Annotated in this window: 18 protein-coding genes; 15 read left to right on the forward strand and 3 right to left on the reverse strand. The window is 71.4% G+C overall.

Features of this window, described 5'->3' with window-relative positions; all coding sequences use genetic code 11:
• Positions 1 to 160: 160 nt before the first annotated feature.
• From AC07FT_RS07075 to AC07FT_RS07100, 6 genes are read left to right on the forward strand one after another with little or no spacing between them, the layout of a single operon-like run.
• Positions 161 to 433 carry an acyl carrier protein gene (locus AC07FT_RS07075; protein ID WP_431771489.1) on the forward strand — a complete coding sequence of 91 codons (273 nt, stop codon included), beginning with the start codon at positions 161 to 163 and terminating at the stop codon, positions 431 to 433.
• Entirely contained in the window at positions 430 to 1,785 is a 1,356-nt protein-coding gene (locus AC07FT_RS07080) for an AMP-binding protein (RefSeq protein ID WP_479174623.1), read from the forward strand. The genes AC07FT_RS07075 and AC07FT_RS07080 overlap by 4 nt, the downstream gene beginning before the upstream one ends.
• On the forward strand, positions 1,775 to 2,998 hold the full coding sequence (locus AC07FT_RS07085; protein WP_479174625.1) for a MaoC family dehydratase: 1,224 nt from the start codon (positions 1,775 to 1,777) through the stop codon (positions 2,996 to 2,998). Before AC07FT_RS07080 ends, AC07FT_RS07085 begins: the two co-directional genes overlap by 11 nt.
• Entirely contained in the window at positions 2,998 to 4,323 is a 1,326-nt protein-coding gene (locus tag AC07FT_RS07090; protein WP_479174627.1) for a hotdog family protein, read from the forward strand. The genes AC07FT_RS07085 and AC07FT_RS07090 overlap by 1 nt, the downstream gene beginning before the upstream one ends.
• Positions 4,324 to 4,327: 4 nt before the next feature.
• Entirely contained in the window at positions 4,328 to 5,632 is a 1,305-nt protein-coding gene (locus AC07FT_RS07095) for a DegT/DnrJ/EryC1/StrS family aminotransferase (RefSeq protein ID WP_479174628.1), read from the forward strand.
• Between the two features lie 24 nt (positions 5,633 to 5,656).
• Entirely contained in the window at positions 5,657 to 6,325 is a 669-nt protein-coding gene (locus AC07FT_RS07100; RefSeq protein ID WP_479174630.1) for a TylF/MycF/NovP-related O-methyltransferase, read from the forward strand.
• Here the strand turns inward: AC07FT_RS07100 and AC07FT_RS07105 are convergent.
• Positions 6,279 to 7,223 (reverse strand): hypothetical protein, encoded by a 945-nt coding sequence (locus AC07FT_RS07105; RefSeq protein ID WP_479174632.1) that lies wholly within the window; start codon positions 7,221 to 7,223, stop codon positions 6,279 to 6,281. The two genes, AC07FT_RS07100 and AC07FT_RS07105, sit on opposite strands and share 47 nt — an antisense overlap.
• 3 nt (positions 7,224 to 7,226) lie before the next feature.
• A complete protein-coding gene (locus AC07FT_RS07110) occupies positions 7,227 to 8,393 on the reverse strand; it encodes a GNAT family N-acetyltransferase (protein WP_479174634.1) in 1,167 nt (388 codons plus the stop codon).
• 212 nt (positions 8,394 to 8,605) lie between these two features.
• Here AC07FT_RS07110 and AC07FT_RS07115 point away from each other — a divergent pair, with 212 nt between their 5' ends.
• The 8 genes from AC07FT_RS07115 to AC07FT_RS07150 all read left to right on the forward strand — a co-directional run bounded on the left by AC07FT_RS07115 (position 8,606) and on the right by AC07FT_RS07150 (position 17,146).
• Positions 8,606 to 9,829 carry a PP2C family protein-serine/threonine phosphatase gene (locus tag AC07FT_RS07115; RefSeq protein WP_479174636.1) on the forward strand — a complete coding sequence of 408 codons (1,224 nt, stop codon included), beginning with the start codon at positions 8,606 to 8,608 and terminating at the stop codon, positions 9,827 to 9,829.
• A 258-nt stretch (positions 9,830 to 10,087) separates the two neighbouring features.
• Positions 10,088 to 12,016 (forward strand): molecular chaperone DnaK, encoded by a 1,929-nt coding sequence (gene dnaK / locus AC07FT_RS07120; RefSeq protein ID WP_479174638.1) that lies wholly within the window; start codon positions 10,088 to 10,090, stop codon positions 12,014 to 12,016.
• Positions 12,017 to 12,027: 11 nt separating this feature from the next.
• Positions 12,028 to 12,615, forward strand: coding sequence for a nucleotide exchange factor GrpE (locus tag AC07FT_RS07125; RefSeq protein ID WP_479174640.1), 588 nt, complete (start codon positions 12,028 to 12,030; stop codon positions 12,613 to 12,615).
• A 6-nt stretch (positions 12,616 to 12,621) separates the two neighbouring features.
• A complete protein-coding gene (locus AC07FT_RS07130; protein WP_479174641.1) occupies positions 12,622 to 13,584 on the forward strand; it encodes a DnaJ C-terminal domain-containing protein in 963 nt (320 codons plus the stop codon).
• Entirely contained in the window at positions 13,581 to 13,952 is a 372-nt protein-coding gene (locus AC07FT_RS07135; protein WP_479174643.1) for a chaperone modulator CbpM, read from the forward strand. Before AC07FT_RS07130 ends, AC07FT_RS07135 begins: the two co-directional genes overlap by 4 nt.
• The gene (clpB, locus tag AC07FT_RS07140) at positions 13,943 to 16,582 is read left to right on the forward strand and encodes an ATP-dependent chaperone ClpB (protein ID WP_479174644.1); all 2,640 of its coding nucleotides are present in this window, start codon (positions 13,943 to 13,945) and stop codon (positions 16,580 to 16,582) included. Before AC07FT_RS07135 ends, clpB begins: the two co-directional genes overlap by 10 nt.
• Positions 16,583 to 16,624: 42 nt before the next feature.
• Entirely contained in the window at positions 16,625 to 16,888 is a 264-nt protein-coding gene (locus AC07FT_RS07145; protein ID WP_254750755.1) for a UBP-type zinc finger domain-containing protein, read from the forward strand.
• 102 nt (positions 16,889 to 16,990) lie between these two features.
• On the forward strand, positions 16,991 to 17,146 hold the full coding sequence (locus AC07FT_RS07150) for a DUF6131 family protein (protein ID WP_254750753.1): 156 nt from the start codon (positions 16,991 to 16,993) through the stop codon (positions 17,144 to 17,146).
• A 57-nt stretch (positions 17,147 to 17,203) separates the two neighbouring features.
• Here AC07FT_RS07150 and AC07FT_RS07155 read toward each other — a convergent pair whose 3' ends face one another.
• Positions 17,204 to 17,866 carry a GntR family transcriptional regulator gene (locus AC07FT_RS07155; RefSeq protein WP_479174647.1) on the reverse strand — a complete coding sequence of 221 codons (663 nt, stop codon included), beginning with the start codon at positions 17,864 to 17,866 and terminating at the stop codon, positions 17,204 to 17,206.
• 102 nt (positions 17,867 to 17,968) lie between these two features.
• Between AC07FT_RS07155 and glyA the strand changes: the two genes are divergently transcribed.
• The gene (glyA, locus tag AC07FT_RS07160) at positions 17,969 to 19,285 is read left to right on the forward strand and encodes a serine hydroxymethyltransferase (protein WP_479174648.1); all 1,317 of its coding nucleotides are present in this window, start codon (positions 17,969 to 17,971) and stop codon (positions 19,283 to 19,285) included.
• Positions 19,286 to 19,287: the final 2 nt, after the last annotated feature.

The following is a 19,287-nucleotide window of genomic DNA, read 5'->3' on the forward strand; positions in this document are numbered from 1 at the left end:
GCTCGATTCTGAGCCTTTATCAGACATCCGGCGAATTCGGGAAAATCGGCGAGAGATATCCGGCACGGGAGCGACTGTGACCGGATATTGCTCTTTTCCGCCTGTCCGCGCCCCTCGGTCCGCGCGCCCGAACCCGTCGAGAACGAACTGGAGGTTCGGCATGCCTTCGCGTGACCCGGTGGCCCCGGTGTCCGACTTCGACCGGCGGCTCGCGGAGGCGTTCCGGGAGGGACTGGACCTCCCGGCGGACACCGATGTGACCGCCCTCGCCTTCGAGCAGCACGAGCACTGGGACTCCCTGGGACACATCTCGCTCGTCGCGGCCCTGGAGGAGAGCTTCGGGACGGCACTCGACGAGGACGACGTCCAGGAGATCACCAGCTACGCCGCGGCCGCCGAACGCCTCCGGACGCGCCACCCCGACGGCTCGTGAGGCAGACGATCCTCGGCTGGCTGGACGAACCGTCGGCGGCCACCGCCGTGGTGGACGCCGACACCGACCGGAGCTGGAGCTACGCCGGACTCGCCGACCGGGTGCGGCGCCGGGCCGACGGTCTGCGCACCGGACGGAAAGGGCTTGCCGTCTGTCTGACCCGTCCCGACATCGACACGATCACCGGCTATCTCGCCGCCCTCGCCGCCGACCACGCCGTGCTCCTACTCGACGGCACCGCCGGTCCCGCCTCCGTCGACGACGTCATCCGCGCCTACCGCCCGGACTTCGTCCTCGACGGCGACCGCACCGCCCGCCTCGCGGGCGCGCCCGATCCGGTCCACCCCGACCTGGCGGTGCTGCTGTGCACCTCCGGCAGCACCGGAAGCCCCAAGTACGTCCGGCTCAGCACCGCCAACCTCGACGCCAACGCCGCCCAGATCGTCGCCTACCTGGGTCTGGGGCCCCATGAGCGCGCCGTCCAGAGCCTGCCGCTGCACTACTCGTACGGCCTGTCCGTGCTCAACTCCCATCTGCTGGCCGGGGCCTCGGTCGTGCTCACCCGGACCAGTCTGGTGCGCAGGGGCTTCTGGGACACCGTGCGGCGCAGCGGATGCACCTCCTTCGCCGGGGTGCCGTCCGCGTACACCATCCTCGGGCGCACCGGGTTCGAGCGGCTCGAGCTGCCCGCGCTGACCACCCTCACCCAGGCGGGCGGCCGGATGCCACCGGAGACCGTGCTGCGCTTCGCCCGCCTCATGCGAGACCGGGGCGGCCGGCTCGTGGTGATGTACGGCCAGACCGAGGCCACCGCCCGGATCGCCTATCTGCCACCGGACCGCGTGCTGGACAAGCCCGACCGCATCGGTGTCCCGGTGCCCGGCGGCGCCCTGACCCTCGCCGACGACGGTGAGCTGATCTACACCGGGCCCAATGTGATGCTCGGCTACGCCCGTGGCCGCGCCGATCTGACCCGTGGTGACGAACTGGGCGGCCGGCTGGCCACCGGGGACCTCGCCCGGATGGACGACGAGGGGCTGTTCAGCGTCGTCGGACGCAAACGCCGGGTGGCCAAGCTGTGCGGACAGCGCATCAACCTGGACGAGCTGGAGTCACTGCTCGCCGCGCACGCCACGGTGGCCACCCTGGAACTGGACGAGAAGCTGGTCATCGCCCGTGCCCCGGGCGCCGGTGCGGCCACCGCGGGGGACCTGGCCCGGATCGTCCGCGAGCGGATCCGCATCCCCACCCGGTACATCCGGGTCCGGGACGTCGGGAGCATCCCGAGGACCACGTCCGGCAAGACGGACTACGCCCACCTGGAGGATGAGCTGAGCGCCGATGACGTATGACACCCAGACCCGGTCCACCGCCCCGGCGGCGGACGCGGCCATCGCGGAACTGGTCCGCGCGGGCGGACGGATCGCCGGCCATCTGGCACCGGATGTCGAGCCCGGCGTCGGCGTGGCGAGCTGGATCAACGTCAGCCGGTTCGTGGAGGCCACCGGCGACGAGAACCCCCTCTACACCGATGTGCAGTACGGCGCGGGTTCGGTGCACCACACCATGCTCGCGCCGCCCGCGTTCGTCCTCGCGGTACGGATGCCCGACTCCTCCGGCGGACTGGACCTGGACCGCCACGGGCTGCTCGACACCCTCAGCACCCTCCGGCTGACCTGGAACGACACCATCCGGCTCGGTGACCCGCTGACCGGCCGTGTCGAGATCACCGGGCTGGCGGGCCACCACGACGGAGCCGGCTGCCCGTTCGCCCGGGTCACCTCGGCCGTCGACTACCTGCGCCACGGTGTGCCGCTCGCACGCGGCGGCTGCGAGGTCGACCTCACCCCGCGCGATCCGCAAGCCCCCGCCCCGGCCGTCCACCGCTATGACGACACCGAGGTCGAGCGGATGGTGCACGAGCTGGAGACCGAGGAGCCACCGCGCGGCGGACGCCCCCGGTTCTGGAGCGACACCGCCGTCGGCGAGACGGGCCCCACCCTCCTCAAGGGGCCGCTGTCCCTCGCCGAGCTGATGGTGTGGGTGTTCGCCGAAGGCCGTCCGGTGCGCGCGGGCAACCTCCACCACGACCACCTCGCGGACCTCCCCGGACGGCAGATCACCAACCCGGTCACCGACTGGCCCGCCTGGGACCGCGCCGACGCCTGGCTGGACTCCGCGACCGCGCACACCGCGGGACTGCCCGCGCCCGCCGCCCGCGGCGGACTGCTGTTCTCCCTCGCCGGGCAGTACGCGACCCACTGGATGGGCGACGACGCGTTCCTGCGGCGGCTGGAGGCCCGGATCATACGGCCACTGGTGTACGGCGACGCCCTGCGGCTCACCGGCACCGTCACCGACCGCTACACCGCCACCGACGAGGCCGGCCGGCGCCACCACGCGGTGACCCTGCGGATCACCGGGGTCAACCAGCGGCACGAGACCGTGCTGGACTGCGCGGCCACCGTATTCCTCCCCGACCGGGGCAGGATGGTGACGCTGCCCGTGACCGGCGGGCTGACGCCCGGCGGCGGACCGGCATCCGACCACCCCGGGGGCGTGTGATGCAGAGCTTCGACGAGGCGCTCACCGAGTTCATCGACCGCAGCCGCGAACTGCTCGGCCGGGAGAGCCCCGAGGACCGTCCGCCACCGCACCCGGCACCCCTGGACCGCGACGCCGTCCCGGTGCCCAGCGCCCTGGTCCTCGACCCCGGTCTGATCCGCCGCTACGCCGCCACCATCGGCGACGACAACCCGCTGTACACCGACCCCGGCTACGGGGAGGGGTCATGGCTCGGCAGCCAGATCGCCCCCGGCACCGTACTGGTCCATGTCCGCTACCCCGGTGACCACGGCGCACAGCGCGCCGAGGGCTATCCGGTGGCCAACTTCCTCTCCGGGGTGGCCTGGGAGTTCTACGACGTCCTGCGCCCCGGGATGCGCTTCACCTCCTCGAAGGTCCCCCGGGAGATGACCATCGGCCGGGCGCGCCAGGCCCGGGTGATCTCCCACCACTCGGAGACCTTCTACTGGGACAACAGCCAGGAGCTGGTGGCCAAGGCCTATGGACGCCTGATCCACCTGCCGGTGGAGGAGATGGGCGGCACCCGGGTGATGCCCGTCGAACGCCTGGGCAAGCGGATGTTCTACGACCACCGGCCCCATCGCTACAGCCGGGAGGAGACCGCGGAGATCCTCACCGCGCTGCGGGGGCGGATCCGGCGCGGTGCGGAACCCCGGTGGTGGGAGGAGGTCACCGAGGGCGACCAGCTGCCCCGGATCGTCCAGCCCCCGTACACCGTTCGCGATGAACTCACCTACCAGTCGCTCCACCACGGGCTCAGCGCCGCCTTCGACCGCACCCGGCTGGTGCGTGCCTTCCGCCCCGCCTTCCGGCGCTGCCGCCTCAACCCGGACTTCGCCAGGACCCATCCGCTCACCGGCTGGCCCTACACCGCCTACGACGAACACGAGGACCGCCACCTCGCGGCCTACCGCTGCGAGCCGCTGCCGTTCGACTTCGGCATCCAGCGCGCCCAGATCCCGCTCCGGCTGCTCACCGACTGGGCGGGCGACACGGGGTTCGTGCACCGGATGTACACCTCGATGCGCAAACCCGTCTTCTACGGCGACACCGTGTTCTTCACCGGCAAGGTGCTGCGCGTCTACCGGGCCGAACGGTCCGACGACACCGGCCGCACCGCCGGCTATCCGGCGGTGGCCATCGAGATCGTGGGCACCAACCAGCGCGGTGAGGTGCACTGCCTCGGCTACGCCACCGTGTTCCTGCCCTCCCGGACCTCCGGTGTGCCCCAGCTCCCCGTACCGCACCCGGAGCGGCCCGGGTACGAGCCGTTCGACGTCCACCGCCGAGCCGATTGGTACTGACGCCATGGCCACCCTCGCCATCGCGGGCGGGACCCCGCTCATCACCCCGTACCGGCACCGGTCCTGGCCCGACATCACCGAGGACGACCGCCGCGCGGTGGACCGGGCACTCCGGCGCGGTGTCACCGCCGGGCCGAACGCGCCGGAGCTGCGGGCGCTGGAGGAGGAGTACGCCGCCTACGTGGGCGTCCGCCACTGCGTGGCCACCAACGCGGGCACCGCTTCGCTGCACGCCGCCCTGGCCGCGGTCGGTGTCCGGCCCGGCGGCCAGGTCATCGTGCCCGCCTACACCTTCGTGGCCTCCGCGCTGGCCGCCCTCCACCAGGGGGCCGACGTGGTCTTCTGCGACGTCGACCGCCGCTCGTTCAACCTCGACCCCACCCTGCTCGAAGCGCTGATCACGGACCGCACCCAGGCCATCATGGCCGTGCACATCCACGGTGAACCGGCCGACCTCGACCCCATCCTCGCCATCGCCGGGCGGCACGGCGTCCCGGTGGTGGAGGACAACTCCCAGGCGCATGGAATCCGTTACAAGGGCCGGGTCACCGGATCCTTCGGCCAGGCATCCGGGGCCAGTATCAACCAGTCCAAGAACCTCTCCGGCGGTGAGGGCGGGCTGTTCACCACCGACGACGAGGACCACGCCCGCACCGCCCGGCGCATGGTGCTCTACGGCGAGGACGTCCTGCCCGAGGTGGTCCGCCCGTACTGGTCGCACGGGGTGGGGTGGAACTACCGCGGCCAGGAGATGGTCTGCGCCCTGGCCCGCAGCCAGCTGCGCCGGCTGGAGGAGTACAACACCCGCGCCCAGGCCAACGCCGAGCGGCTCACCGCCGGGCTCACCGGGCACAAGGGCATCCAGCCACCCCTGCCCAGCCCCAACGGCGGCTGCTCGTACTGGAAGTACGCGCTGCGGGTGTGCCCGGAGGAGCTCGGTTTCGAGGGCGATCCGCGCGATCTGCGGGACCGGGTGATGTTCGCCCTGCGCGGCGAAGGCGTCGAGACGGGCATCTGGCAGCCGCAGCCGGTGCCCGCGCAGCCGGTGTTCCGCCGTTCCGCCCAGGTGTGGCACCCCCGCACCGACGCGGTCCCGCTGCGCCGCTGGGACCGTTCCGCGTTCCCCGTCGCGTCCGGACTGTGCGACATCACCCTCAGCCTGGGCACGGTGCGCCACCCCCTCTACGTCCAGGACCCCGCGCTGATGGACGACTACGTCCGCGCCGTCGACAAGGTGATGGCGAACCTGGACACCGTGCTGACGGCACCCGTCGAGTACTCCCCGCGCCCGACCGACACCCCCTGCTGAACCACCCCTCACCCCGGAGGTCCGGTGAACGTCACGGAGACCATCGCGTTCCTGCGCAGCAACTCGCTCACCTTCTCCGCCCGCCCCGGCAAACTGGAGGTGGTGCACACCATGGCCGGCCGGGTGGAGGCCGCCGGAGTGCCGGGTGTCTTCCTGGAGGCCGGGGTGGCCATGGGCGGATCGGCGATCGTGATCGCCCGGACCAAGGCACCGGACCGGCCGCTGCGGCTCTACGACGTGTTCGCCATGATGCCCCCGCCCGGGGACCGGGACGACGCCGCCTCACACGCGGACCACACGGCGCTGCTGGAAGGTGTCGTGAGCCGGGAGGCGGACCGGATCTACCTGGAGCACAGCGGCGATCTGCTGGCCTTCACCCGGGAGAACATGCGCCGGGTGGGCATCGACCCCGACCGGGAGGGCATCGAATTCGTCAAGGGCCTCTACGAGGACACCCTGAGGATCGACGAGCCGGTGGCCTTCGCCCATATCGACTGCGACTGGTACGACTCGGTGCGGCTGTGCGTCGAGCGGATCGCGGACCGGATGAGCCCCGGCGGCATCGTGCTCTTCGACGACTACGTGGTCTACGACGGCTGCCGCCGCGCGGTGCACGAGTGGCTGGGCCGGGACGACCGGTTCCGCGTCATCCACGCCGACCGGACACTGGCCGTCCAGCGGACAGCCGGATGACAGTGACCCCGGCCATCAGATCGGTGCGGTACGGCCCCAGGTCCAGGTCGGGGGCGGAGGTGTAGAAATGGCCCCAACCGCCCTGCCAGCCGGGGGAGTCCGGGTACCCCAGGATCATCCCGGGATCGTCCAGAGCGCCGAGGTGGACCACCCGGTCCGCCTCCACCCCGCCCGCGTTGCCCAGATCCTGCGAGGGCATCGGGGCGAAACCCATCCGCCGTTTGAAGCTGAACAGCCCGGCCTTGGCGATATGGCCGTAGACGTTGGGCTCGGTGCCGAGACTGGTGGCGGTGAACCCCCGCTCCCGGCTGGCGCACACCGCCCGCAGATACACCGCGCGGGTCAGCCCGGTGTCGCGGGGCCGTCCGGCCAGCGTGGCGTACCGGATCTTGGTGTACGCCGCGGCGGGAGCGGCCACCACCAGAGCGCCGCCGAGCAGTTCCTCCGCCGCGTAGGCCCAGACCGCGAAGAACGGTCCGGTCAGGATCGCCTCGCGCTGACCACTGGCGTACGGAACGCCATGGCGCATCGAGCCGATGTGACGGCGGTAGAGGCGCAGGAACGCGTCGAGCGCGGGCGCCTCGACGGGCTCCTGGACCACCAGGCGCACCCCGTCCTCGGCAGCGGTCCGCCGGGCCCGGCGGACGCTCCACCGCTCGCCCTTGGGAAGCCGGGCGAGGAACTCCTCGTCGCTGCCCGTGGTTTCGGTGATCCAGCTGATCTTCTGGGGCTTGGGGACGAAACCCCGGGCGCGCAGCGCGGGCCAGGCGCCGCGCGGTGGCTCCGCCACCCGCAGCACATCGGCGTCCCCACCGCGGTCCGGGGCGGCCGTGTCGTCCAGCGCCTCGTCGAGCGTCAGCCACCGTATGGTCAGCCCGTCCTCCTGGCGTGTCTCCACCGGTCACCCCCGGCCGCGATGGGTGTGGGCGCGCGCGATCCGGTCGAACCGCCGGTGCTGGACGCGGTCGGCCACCTCCAGATCGGCGGCCAGTCCGGGGTCGTCGGCGGTCCGCACATAGGCCACCAGGTGGCGTGGTGAGCACCCCCGGCTGCATTTCGTCTCGTAGGAGCCCATCGAGTACGAGATCGAGGAAATCCCCTCATTGATCGCCACTTGGATCGGATGGTAGAAGAGGAGATTGAAATAGAGATAGATGTCCGGTCCCGCGGAATAGTCGAATCCGGGGAAACGGGCCCACCAGACCGGCCCGTCCTGGAGGAATGTGACAAATCCCAGAGCCCGCCCCTGCTGTCGTGCGACGAAGACCGTCATTGCGTCCCCGATGTGTTCGCGCAGCTCCCGGTAATCGGCGACGGTGGCCTCCAGGTCGGCCTTTCTTCCGTATTTCTGGCGCCATTGGAGTTCCAGACCGGCCAATTCACGGTCCAGTGCCTCGGCGCCGTGCCGCTCGACGGTCACCCCCGCCTCGGTGAACGCCCGCACCTCCCGCTGGATCGACCAGCGGCGCTTGGCGCTGAAGCCGCGCAGATACCCGTCAAAGCTGTCCCAGGTGACCGGAAGGTGGCAGTCCGCCCCCACCGACACCCGGGTGTACCCCCGCTCCCGCAGCACGGTGTCGGCGGTCCCGTCGGCGTCCTCGATGAAGTAGACCCAGGCCACCAGCGCTGCCGAGGCGGCCTCGGCCTGCCGCTCCAACGCGGCCGCGGCGAGCCCGAGCGCGCCCTGACGGTCCCGCGCCGACAGCGGACCGGCATAGCTGACGCCCCCCATCCGCCCCGGTGAGCCGCTCACCACCGAGGGGCGGGACGCCAGGGCCCCGAGCCGTCCGCGCAGCCGCGCCAGCGCCGCCGTGCCCCCCGGCTCGGCGGCGACGTCCTCCTCCGGGACGTCGTCCATGGCCAGGAAGCGCGCCGGGTCGTATCCCGGATGGGAGGAGCTGTCGGTGAGAAAGGCGGGGACCCCCAGCACCGCTTCGCCGTCCGGGCCCGCCACCCCGACGAACCGCGGCTTTCCGTGAAGGGTCGCGCTTCTGGCCCGCAACCAGTCGAAACCGAGATAGGGCGAAGGATGGGACAGGCTCTCCCACCACTCGCGGGGAATTTCCATGGGATCGGAATACACCTGGACGGTGCATGCGGATAACGTGCCCTGGTCGGAATCGCGGCCAGATGAGTGCATCAAGTCTCCCCAATCTGCGACGATCAAACCCACCGTACCGCACGGCACGGCATTCCGGTGACCCTCCGTCAATTCCGGAAGCGAAATACCGCGGGGCCGACGGAGCGCGGCGGGACCCCCGCCGCCGTAGGGTGGATGCCATGGTGGACGCGGACCCGCCACCTCAGGACACCGACCCGCCACCGTCGGCCGGGGCGGCGGAACGGCTGCTGGAAGAGCTGGTCAGAACCACCCAGGAGGCGTCCTCCGCGGAGCTGCCGGAGGTCCTGGACCGCTACGCCGGGGCCATGGGCATGGGCCGCGCGGTCGTCTACCTCACCGACCTCCAGCAGCGGCGGCTGCTGCCGCTGGCCGAGGGCGAACCGGGTCTCGACGTCGACGCCTCGCTCGCGGGCTGGGCCTATCGCACCGACGCGCTGCGGGTCGAGGCCGCCGACACCGGCGGACTGCTGGTGTGGCTGCCGCTGGTGGACGGCGCCGAGCGGCTGGGCGTGCTGTGTCTGCGAATGGACACCCTGGACGGGCTGCGGCTGTGGCGCTGCCGGGCACTGGCCTCGCTGCTGGCCCCCATCGTCACGTCCAAGCGCGCCTGCATCGACACCTTCGCCCAGCGCACCCGGACCCGCCCCATGCAACTGCACACCGAGATGCTGCGGGCGTTCCTCCCGCCGCGGTCGATCGGCACCGGCCGGGTGGTGTCCACCGCGGCCCTGGAGCCCGCGTACGAGCTGGGCGGTGACGCCTACGACCACTCCTTCACCGAGGACGTGCTGCACGCCACCATCCTCGACGCCATGGGCCATGACCTGGCCTCCGGGCTCACCACCTCGGTGGCCATGGCGGGCTGCCGCAACGCCCGGCGCACCGGCGCCGATCTGGCCGAGCTCGTCGCCACCGTGGACAAGGCGCTCGCGCGATGGCTCCCGGACCAGTTCTGCACGGGCATCTTCACCCGGCTCCATATGCGCACCGGAGTGCTCCGCTGGGCCAACTGCGGTCATCCGCCACCACTGCTCATCCGCCGCCACCGGCTGCTGGACCATGCCCTGGAGCGCACCGCCGAGCCGCCGCTCGGCCTGCCCGTCGGGCTCGCGGGGGAGACCCGGCACGTGTACGAGACGAGCCTGGAACCCGGTGACCGCTTCCTGCTCTACACCGACGGGGTGGTGGAATCGCGTGACGAGACGGGGGAGCCGTTCGGCCTGGAGCGCTTCGCCGACTACATCATCCGCTCCACCGCCGCCGGGCAGAACGCCACCGAGGTGCTGCGGCTGCTCATCCACGCCGTCCTGGAGCACCAGCACGACGAACTCACCGACGACGCCACGATCCTGATGGTCGAATGGCATCCGCCCGGTGGCTGACGATCACGCCACACGTGCTCAGAGTGCCGAGTCGCACACAGTCCGTGGCCGGTGCCCGGGGTGTGGCGCCGTACCCGCCCCGCGCCCGGCCGTATGCCCCGGGAGGAGCAGCGCGGTGCCGAGATTCGACCCCGCAGGCGCAGGCGCACCGCCCCCGGACCTTGCGACGGTGAACGCGTAGGTCTTTCACCCGGCCCCGCCCGGATTTCCTCACCTGCGCCGGGGCGGGTGTCCGCCGGTGCCTCGGAAGGAGTGGCCATGGCCAAGGCAGTCGGAATCGACCTGGGCACCACCAACTCGGTGATCGCCGTGTGGGAGGGCGGTGAGGCCGCGGTCGTTCCCAACTCCGAGGGCAGCCGCACCACCCCCTCCGTCGTGGCGTTCACCGACGGTGGCGAGCGCCTGGTGGGCCAGCTGGCCCGGCGCCAGGCGATCCTCAATCCCAAGGGCACCATCTACTCGGCCAAGCGGTTCATCGGCCGGATGTACGACGAGATCCCCGACGAGGCCAGGGCGGTCGCCTATGACGTCGTCGAGGGCGAGGGCGGTGTCGCGCGCTTCAAGGTGGGCGGCAAGCTCTACGCGCCCGAGGAGATCAGCGCCCTGGTGCTGCGCAAACTGGCCGACGACGCCGGGAAGCAACTGGGCGAGCGTGTGACCGAGGCGGTCATCACCGTCCCCGCGTACTTCAACGACGCCCAGCGCACCGCCACCAAGGACGCGGGACGGATCGCCGGTCTCGAGGTGCTGCGGATCATCAACGAGCCCACCGCCGCCGCCCTCGCCTACGGCATGGACAAGAAGGAACACGAGACGGTGCTCGTCTTCGACCTCGGTGGCGGCACCTTCGACGTGTCCGTCCTCGACGTCGGGGACGGAGTGGTGGAGGTGCGCTCCACCGCGGGCGACAGCCACCTGGGCGGCGATGACTTCGACCGCCGTCTGGTGGACCACCTCGCCGACTCCTTCCAGCAGGACAACGGCATCGACCTGCGGCAGGACCCACAGGCGCTCCAGCGCCTCTTCGAAGCCGCCGAGAAGGCCAAGACCGAGCTGAGCACGGTGACGCAGACCCAGGTGAGCCTGCCGTTCATCACCGCGGACGCCGCCGGCCCGAAGCACCTGACCCAGTCGGTGATGCGGTCCACCTTCGACCAGCTCACCGCCGATCTGGTGGAACGCTGCCTCGGCCCGGTCGAACGGGCCATGGCCGACGCCAAGGTGGGCGAGAACGACATCGACGAGGTGATCCTGGTCGGCGGTTCCACCCGGATCCCCGCCGTACAGGCCCTGGTCCGCCGGCTGACCGGGGGCAAGGAACCCAATATGAGCGTCAACCCCGACGAGGTGGTGGCGCTGGGCGCCGCGATCCAGGCCGGTGTGCTCAAGGGCGAGGTCAAGGATGTCCTGCTGCTGGACGTCACCCCGCTGTCGCTGGGGGTGGAGACACGCGGCGGTGTGATGACGAAGATCATCGAGCGGAACACCACCATCCCGGTGCGCCGTACGGAGACCTTCTCCACCGCCGAGGACAACCAGCCCGCCGTCGATGTCGTGGTCCTCCAGGGCGAGCGCGAGCGCGCCGCCGACGACCGCGTCATCGGCCGCTTCCAGCTGACCGACATCCGCCCGGCCTCGCGCGGTGAACCACAGATCGAGGTGACCTTCGACATCGACGCCAACGGCATCCTCAACGTCACCGCGCGGGACCGGGACACCGGCAAGGAACAGTCCATCCAGATCACCGAGAGCTCCAACCTGGACCGCACCGAGGTGGAGCGGATGGTCTCCGAGGCCGAACGCAACCGGGGCGAGGACCACGCGCTGCGCGAGGATGTGGACGCGCGCAACGAACTGGACGCCGTCGCCTACCAGGTGGAGAAGCGCCTGGCCGAACTGGGCAGCGCGGCACCCGCCCACGAGAAGGCCCGCGCCGAGATGCTGGTCACCGACGCGCGGCAGTCCGTCAAGGACGAGGCGGGGACCGGCCGGACCCGGCCGCTGATCTCCGAACTCCAGCAGGTCCACGCCGCACTCGCCGCCCACGGCGCGGCGGCCGCGGGAGGCGGCCCCGGAAGTGGCGCACCTCCCGCCGGAGCGCGGGGCGGCGGAGGGACGGACACCGGACCGGGCGCGTCCGGCGGGGGCGACGACGACGTCATCGACGCCGACTTCGACAAGGGCTGAGGCGGCGCCCCGTGGCCACCCGCCCCCAGCCGCCCGACCCGGTGCCCGAGGGCGCCGTCACCGACCCCGCGCAGGACCTGCCCGCGCCCGCGGACGAGCGGGAGCGGCTCGCGCCGGAGCCCGGACCCGACGCCGCCACCGGTCCGGACGGCGCCGGAGGGGACGACACCGGGCGCGCCCTGGCCGAACTGGAGGACCGCTGGCGGCGCGCCCTGGCCGACCTGGACAACCTCCGCAAACGCCACGCCCGGGAACTGGAGCGGGAGCGGACCGCCGAACGCGCCCGTACCGCCGCGGTCCTGCTGCCCGTCATCGACAACCTCGACCTCGCCCTGACCCACGCCGGGGCCGACCCCGGATCGATCGTGGACGGCGTCGAGGCCGTGCGCGACCAGGCCGTGGAAGCCTTCGCAACGCTCGGCTACGCACGCCACTCCGAGACCGGGGTGCCGTTCGACCCCGCCCGGCACGAGGTGGTCGGCGTGGTGGAGGACCCCGAGGCCGAGCCGGGCACGGTCGTCGAGGTGCTCCGCCCCGGCTACGGCGACGCGGACCACCAGCTCCGGCCGGTCGCCGTGGTCGTGGCACGACGGGAGTGACCGGCCGTGGCACGGGACTTCTACGACGTCCTCGGCGTCTCGCGGGGCGCGAGCGCCGAGGAGATCCAGCAGGCGTACCGCAACCTGGCCCGCAGACACCATCCGGACGTCAACAAGGATCCGCGGGCCGAGGAGCGCTTCAAGGAGCTCAACGAGGCGTACAGCGTGCTCTCCGACCCCGGCACCCGCGCCCGCTACGACCGGTTCGGCGAGGACTTCCGCACGGTTCCCGACGACTGGGAGGAACGGGTGGGCGCCGGTGCCGGGGGCGGCTTCCGCGGCCGGACCACCGGGGGCGACGGCGGCCGCCGGGTCCGGGTGGTCCGCGGTTTCGGCGACGAAACAGGCGGAGCGGGCGTGGACTTCGAGGATCTCTTCGGTTCGTTCTTCGGCGCCGGTGGCGGCGGTGCCGGTGGCGTCCGCATGGACGTCCCCGGGGCCGACCAGGAGGCCGAACTGCCGCTCACCGTCGAGGAGGCGTACCGCGGAGGACGGCGCGGGGTCACCCTCGGCGGAGCGGAGGGGCAGCGCTCCTACGAGGTGGACGTGCCCCCCGGTGTCACCGACGGGCAGCGCATCCGGCTGGCCGGACAGGGCGGCCGGGGCAGCGGCGACGGTCCGGCGGGCGATCTGTTCCTGCGGGTGCGGATCGAGCCGCATCCGCGGTTCCGGCTGGATGGCCGGAACATCCACGTCCAGCTCCCGGTCACCCCGTGGGAGGCCGCGCTCGGCGCCAGCGTCCCGGTGCCCGTTCCCGGCGGCACCGCCAAGGTCACCGTTCCGGCCGGTTCCTCCAGCGGACGGCGGCTGCGGCTGCGCGGCGAGGGCATGCCCAACCCCCGTGGCACCCCCGGCGACCTCTACGCCGAGATCAGTGTCAAGGTGCCGCCCCACCCCGGCGACCGGGAGCGGGAGCTGTTCGGGAAGCTGGCCGCCGCCTCCTCCTTCGACCCCAGGAGGGCGTCATGAGTACCCGTGCCACCGGACGGGGGGCGACCGCGCGGGCCACCGCGCCCGTCGCCGCCACCCGCTTCCCCCTGGTGCCGGTCCGCAGACTGTCGCTGGAGACCGTGGCCCGCCGCTCCGGACTCCACCCCGATCTGGTGCGGCGCTTCGTCGCGCTCGGCCTCGTCGGCGCCGAACGCGATGCCGCGGGGCGGCTGGTGTTCGACCCCACCGCTCCGGCCACGCTCGCCCGCGTCCAGCGGCTGCGCGCCGGGCTGTGCCTGAACTACGCATCCATCGGTCTGGTGCTCGATCTGCTCGACCGCATCGACCGGCTCGAAACGGCGCTGCGCCGTGGCGGCACGAGGAGTGATCAACCACCATGGACATGAACCGCCTCACCCAGAAGTCGCAGGAAGCCCTCCAGGAAGCCCAGTCGACGGCCGTACGGTTCGGCCAGACCGAGGTGGACGGCGAACATCTGCTCCTCGCCCTGCTCGATCAGCCCGAGGGCCTGGTACCCCGGCTGGTGGACCAGGCGGGCGCCGATCCCACCGCGCTGCGCACCATGCTGGAGGCCGAGGTCGCCCGCCGACCGAAGGTCACCGGCCCCGGCGCCACCCCCGGGCAGGTCTTCGTCACCCAGCGGCTGGCCCAGCTGCTGGACACTGCCGGGAAGGAGGCCAGACGGCTCAAGGACGAGTACGTGTCGGTGGAACACCTCGTCCTCGCGCTCGCCGACGAGGGTCCGGGAACCCCCGCCGGACGGGTGCTCAAGGACCACGGCGTCACCAAGGAGGCGTTCCTCTCCGCCCTCACCCATGTCCGCGGCAGCCAGCGCGTCACCTCGGCCAACCCTGAAGTGGCCTACGAGGCGCTGGAGAAGTACGGGCGCGACCTGGTGCTCGAGGCCCGCGCCGGCAAACTCGACCCGGTCATCGGACGGGACGCCGAGATCCGCCGGGTGACGCAGATCCTCAGCCGGAAGTCCAAGAACAACCCCGTGCTCATCGGCGACCCCGGTGTCGGCAAGACCGCCATCGTCGAGGGGCTGGCCCAGCGCATCGTCCGCGGCGACGTCCCCGAAGGGCTGCGTGAGAAGACCGTGTTCGCCCTCGACATGGGCTCCCTGGTGGCCGGGGCCAAGTACCGGGGCGAGTTCGAGGAACGGCTCAAGGCCGTGCTCAGCGAGGTCAAGGCGGCCGCCGGGCGGATCCTGCTCTTCGTCGACGAACTGCACACCGTGGTCGGCGCCGGAGCCGCCGAGGGCGCCATGGACGCCGGGAACATGCTCAAACCCATGCTGGCCCGCGGCGAACTCCACATGATCGGCGCGACCACCCTCGACGAGTACCGCAGGCACATCGAGAAGGATGCCGCGTTGGAGCGCCGCTTCCAGCAGGTCCTGGTGGAGGAGCCCAGTGTGGAGGACACCATCTCGATCCTGCGCGGACTGCGCGAACGCCTCGAGGTGTTCCACGGTGTGAAGATCCAGGACACCGCCCTGGTCGCCGCCGCCACCCTCAGCCATCGCTACATCAGCGACCGGTTCCTGCCGGACAAGGCCATCGACCTGGTGGACGAGGCATGCGCCCGGCTGCGCACCGAGATCGACTCCATGCCCGCCGAACTCGACGAGATCACCCGCCGGGTCACCCGGCTGGAGATCGAGGAGGCCGCGCTCTCCAAGGAGACCGACCCCGCCAGTCGGGCCCGGCTGGAGGAACTCCGCCGAGAGCTGGCCGATCTGCGGGCCGAGGCCGACGCCGGGCACGCCCAGTGGGAAGCCGAACGGCAGTCCATCCGCCGGGTGCAGGAACTCCGCCAGGAGCTGGAACAGGTCCGGCTGGAGGCGGAGGAGGCCGAACGCGCCTACGACCTCAACCGGGCCGCCGAGCTGCGCTACGGACGGCTCCGGGAGCTGGAGCGCAGACTCGGCGCCGAGGAGGAGCAGCTCGCCGCCAAACAGGGCGAACACCGGCTGCTGCGCGAGGTCGTCACCGAGGACGAGATCGCCGAGATCGTCGCCGCGTGGACCGGTATCCCCGTCTTCCGCCTCCAGGAGGGCGAACGGGAGAAGCTGCTGCGACTGGACGAGATCCTCGGCGAGCGGGTCGTCGGCCAGGACGAGGCGGTCGAACTGGTCTCCGACGCCATCATCCGGGCCCGGTCCGGTATCCGCGACCCCCGCCGCCCGATCGGCTCGTTCATCTTCCTCGGCCCCACCGGGGTCGGTAAGACCGAGCTGGCCAAGACCCTCGCCGCGGCGCTGTTCGACTCCGAGGACAACATGATCCGGCTGGACATGAGCGAGTACCAGGAGCGGCACACCGTCAGCCGGATGCTCGGGGCGCCGCCCGGATACGTCGGCTTCGAGGAGGGCGGTCAGCTCACCGAGGCGGTGCGCCGCAAACCGTACTCCGTGGTGCTCTTCGACGAGATCGAGAAGGCGCACACCGATGTGTTCAACACGCTGTTGCAGGTGCTCGACGACGGGCGGATCACCGACTCCCAGGGACGGCTGGTCGATTTCCGCAACACCGTCATCATCATGACCTCCAACATCGGCTCCGACCACCTCCTGGACGGCGTCACCTCCCAGGGAGAGCTGAAACCGGATGCCCGCAGCCTGGTGATGGCGGAGCTGCGCGCCCACTTCCGCCCCGAGTTCCTCAACCGGGTCGATGACATCGTGCTCTTCAAGCCGCTCGGCGAACCGCAGATCGAGCGCATCGTGGAGCTCCAGTTCGACGAGTTGCGCGAGCGGCTGGCCGAGCGCCGGATCACCGTGGAGCTCACCCCGGCCGGCCGCGAGGTCATCGCCCACGAGGGCTATGACCCGGTGTACGGCGCCCGGCCGCTGCGCCGCTTCATCTCCCATGAGGTGGAAACCCTCATCGGACGCGCCCTGTTGCGCGGTGATGTCCAGGACGGTGCTGTCGTACGGGTCGACGCCCAGCACGGTGAACTGGTGGTCACCTATGAACAGCCCGAGACCGAATGGCCGGGGAAGGCCGCATGAGGACCGTGCCGCCCCGGCCGCAGGAGAAGAGGTGAACGCGTCATGACCAGCGAATCCGATCCGCATCTGAGCATGGTGCGCGAGGTCACCCCGCGCACCCCCGAGGGATGTGAGGAATGCCTGCGGATGGGCTCCCCCTGGGTCCATCTGCGGCTCTGCCTCACCTGCGGACACGTCGGCTGCTGCGACTCCTCGCCGCTGAAGCACGCCCGCGCGCACGCCTACGCCGAGCAGCACCCCATCGTCGAACCGCTGGAACCGGGGGAGGAGTGGCGGTGGTGCTTCGCCCACGAGGCCCTGGTCTGACGGGCGGCGGTCGCGTGGCGGGCGGGGAGTCCGCTGGCGGGGGGTGCCGGCCGGGACGATAGTGGAGGTGAGGAGGGATTCCCCGAAGATCGGAGGACGCACATGATTGTCCTCGGGCTCATTCTTCTCATCATCGGCGCGCTGACCGGCGTTTCCATCCTGTGGACCATCGGGATCATCCTGCTGGTCATCGGCGCGATCCTGTGGGTGCTCGGTGCCATGGGCCACGCCGTGGGCGGCCGTCGGCACTACTGGTAGCGCCCCGGCGCCGCTACCCGTCCGGGAAACGCGTCCGCGGCCGGTGCGTCCGCGGGGTCAGATGATCCCGCGGATGGCCGTTTCGAACCCTTCCACATGGCCGGCGGCGAGGGCGGCGGCCTTCTGCGGATCGCCGTCGATGACGGCGCGCAGCAGCGGGCCGTGCTCGCGTACGTGTCCGGCCAGCCCCGGCAGCCGGTCGATGAACAGGCACCAGATGCGGGTGGCCAGGTTGTCGTAGCGGATCAGGGTGTCCTGGAGGTACGGGTTGTAGGTGGTGGCGTAGAGCGCCCGGTGGACGGTCATGTCCAGCCGGATCAGATCCGCGCCGCCGTCCGTGGCGTGGCTCTCGTTCTCCAGCCGGGTCAGCAGCTCGCCCAGTCCGGCGCGGTCCCGCTCGGTGGCGCGCTCGGCCGCGAGGGCGGCGGCGAGCGGTTCGAGCTGCTGGCGGACCTCGGAGATATGGCCGAGGTCGGCGATCTGGACCTCGGTGGCGAAGGTGCCGCGGCGGGGGTAGGCGACGATCAGCCGCTCGGTCTCCAGACGCTTGAGCGCCTCCCGCACCGGGGTGCGGCCGAAGCCGAGCTCGGCGGCGATCCGCTCGTCGTTGACGGGCTCGCCGGGCCGGATGCCCAGGGTGACCAGACGCTCGGAAATCGCCTGGTAGGCGCGGTCGGCCAGGCTCTGGCCGGTCTGGCCCTCGTCGGCTGATGAAGTCACCCGGATCCCTCCCTTGACGTACCCGGAAGCGCACTCCTACGGTACCTCAACAGCCAACTGATATATCAGTCGCACTTCTCTTCGGTCACCGAGGGAGTTCTCATGACTGCCGCCACCCCCGACCGGCGAGCGGCTCGCTCCGCGGCGCTCTCCGAACCGCTCCATGACGCCGACCCCGAGGTCCACGCCGCGATCGGGGCGGAGCTGGCCCGCCAGCGCGGGACGCTGGAGATGATCGCCAGCGAGAACTTCGCCCCGCTCGCCGTGATGCAGGCACAGGGCTCGGTGCTCACCAACAAATATGCCGAGGGCTACCCCGGCCGCCGTTACTACGGCGGCTGCGAGCACGTGGACGTCATCGAACGGCTCGCGATCGAGCGGGTGAAGGAGCTGTTCGGCGCCGAGGCGGCCAATGTGCAGCCGCATTCGGGCGCGCAGGCCAACGCGGCCGTCATGGCGGCGCTGCTGGAGCCCGGCGACACCATCCTGGGACTCGACCTGGCGCACGGCGGCCATCTCACCCACGGGATGCGGATCAACTTCTCCGGGCGGCTGTACCGGGTGGCCGCCTACCAGGTGGATGAGGACGACCACCGCGTCGACATGGAGCGGGTCCGCGAGCTGGCCCGGGAACACCGGCCGAAACTGATCGTGGCCGGGTGGTCCGCGTATCCGCGCCACCTGGACTTCGCCGCCTTCCGTGCCGTCGCGGACGAGGTCGGCGCCCATCTGATGGTGGACATGGCCCACTTCGCGGGCCTGGTGGCGGCGGGACTGCACCCCTCGCCCGTGCCGCACGCCCATGTGGTGACCACCACGACCCACAAGACACTCGGCGGTCCGCGCGGCGGAGTGATCCTCTCCACCCGGGAGCTGGCCAAGAAGATCAACTCGGCGGTCTTCCCCGGTCAGCAGGGCGGTCCGCTGGAGCATGTCATCGCGGCCAAGGCGGTCGCGTTCGGGATGGCTGCCCGGCCCGAGTTCGCCGAACGCCAGCGGCGCACCCTGGAAGGCGCCTCGATCCTCGCCGCGCGGCTGCTGGCCGAGGACACCAGGGCCGCCGGGGTGAGCGTGCTGACCGGTGGCACGGATGTACATCTGGTCCTGGTGGACCTGCGCCACTCCGCACTGGACGGGCAGCAGGCCGAGGACCGGCTGCACCAGGTGGGCATCACCGTCAACCGCAACGCCGTGCCCTTCGACCCCCGTCCGCCGATGATCAGCTCCGGAGTACGGATCGGCACTCCGGCGCTCGCCGCCCGCGGCTTCGGCGCGGCGGAGTTCCACGAGGTGGCCGACATCATCGCCACCGCGTTCCTGCCCGGCTTCGACGCGCGGGTGTCCGCCGCGCTGCGCAAGCGGGTCCAGGTCCTCGCCGACCGCTTCCCGCTCTACTCCGCCCAGGAGGCCGCCGCGTGACG

This window comes from Streptomyces sp. NPDC045899, assembly GCF_056431485.1.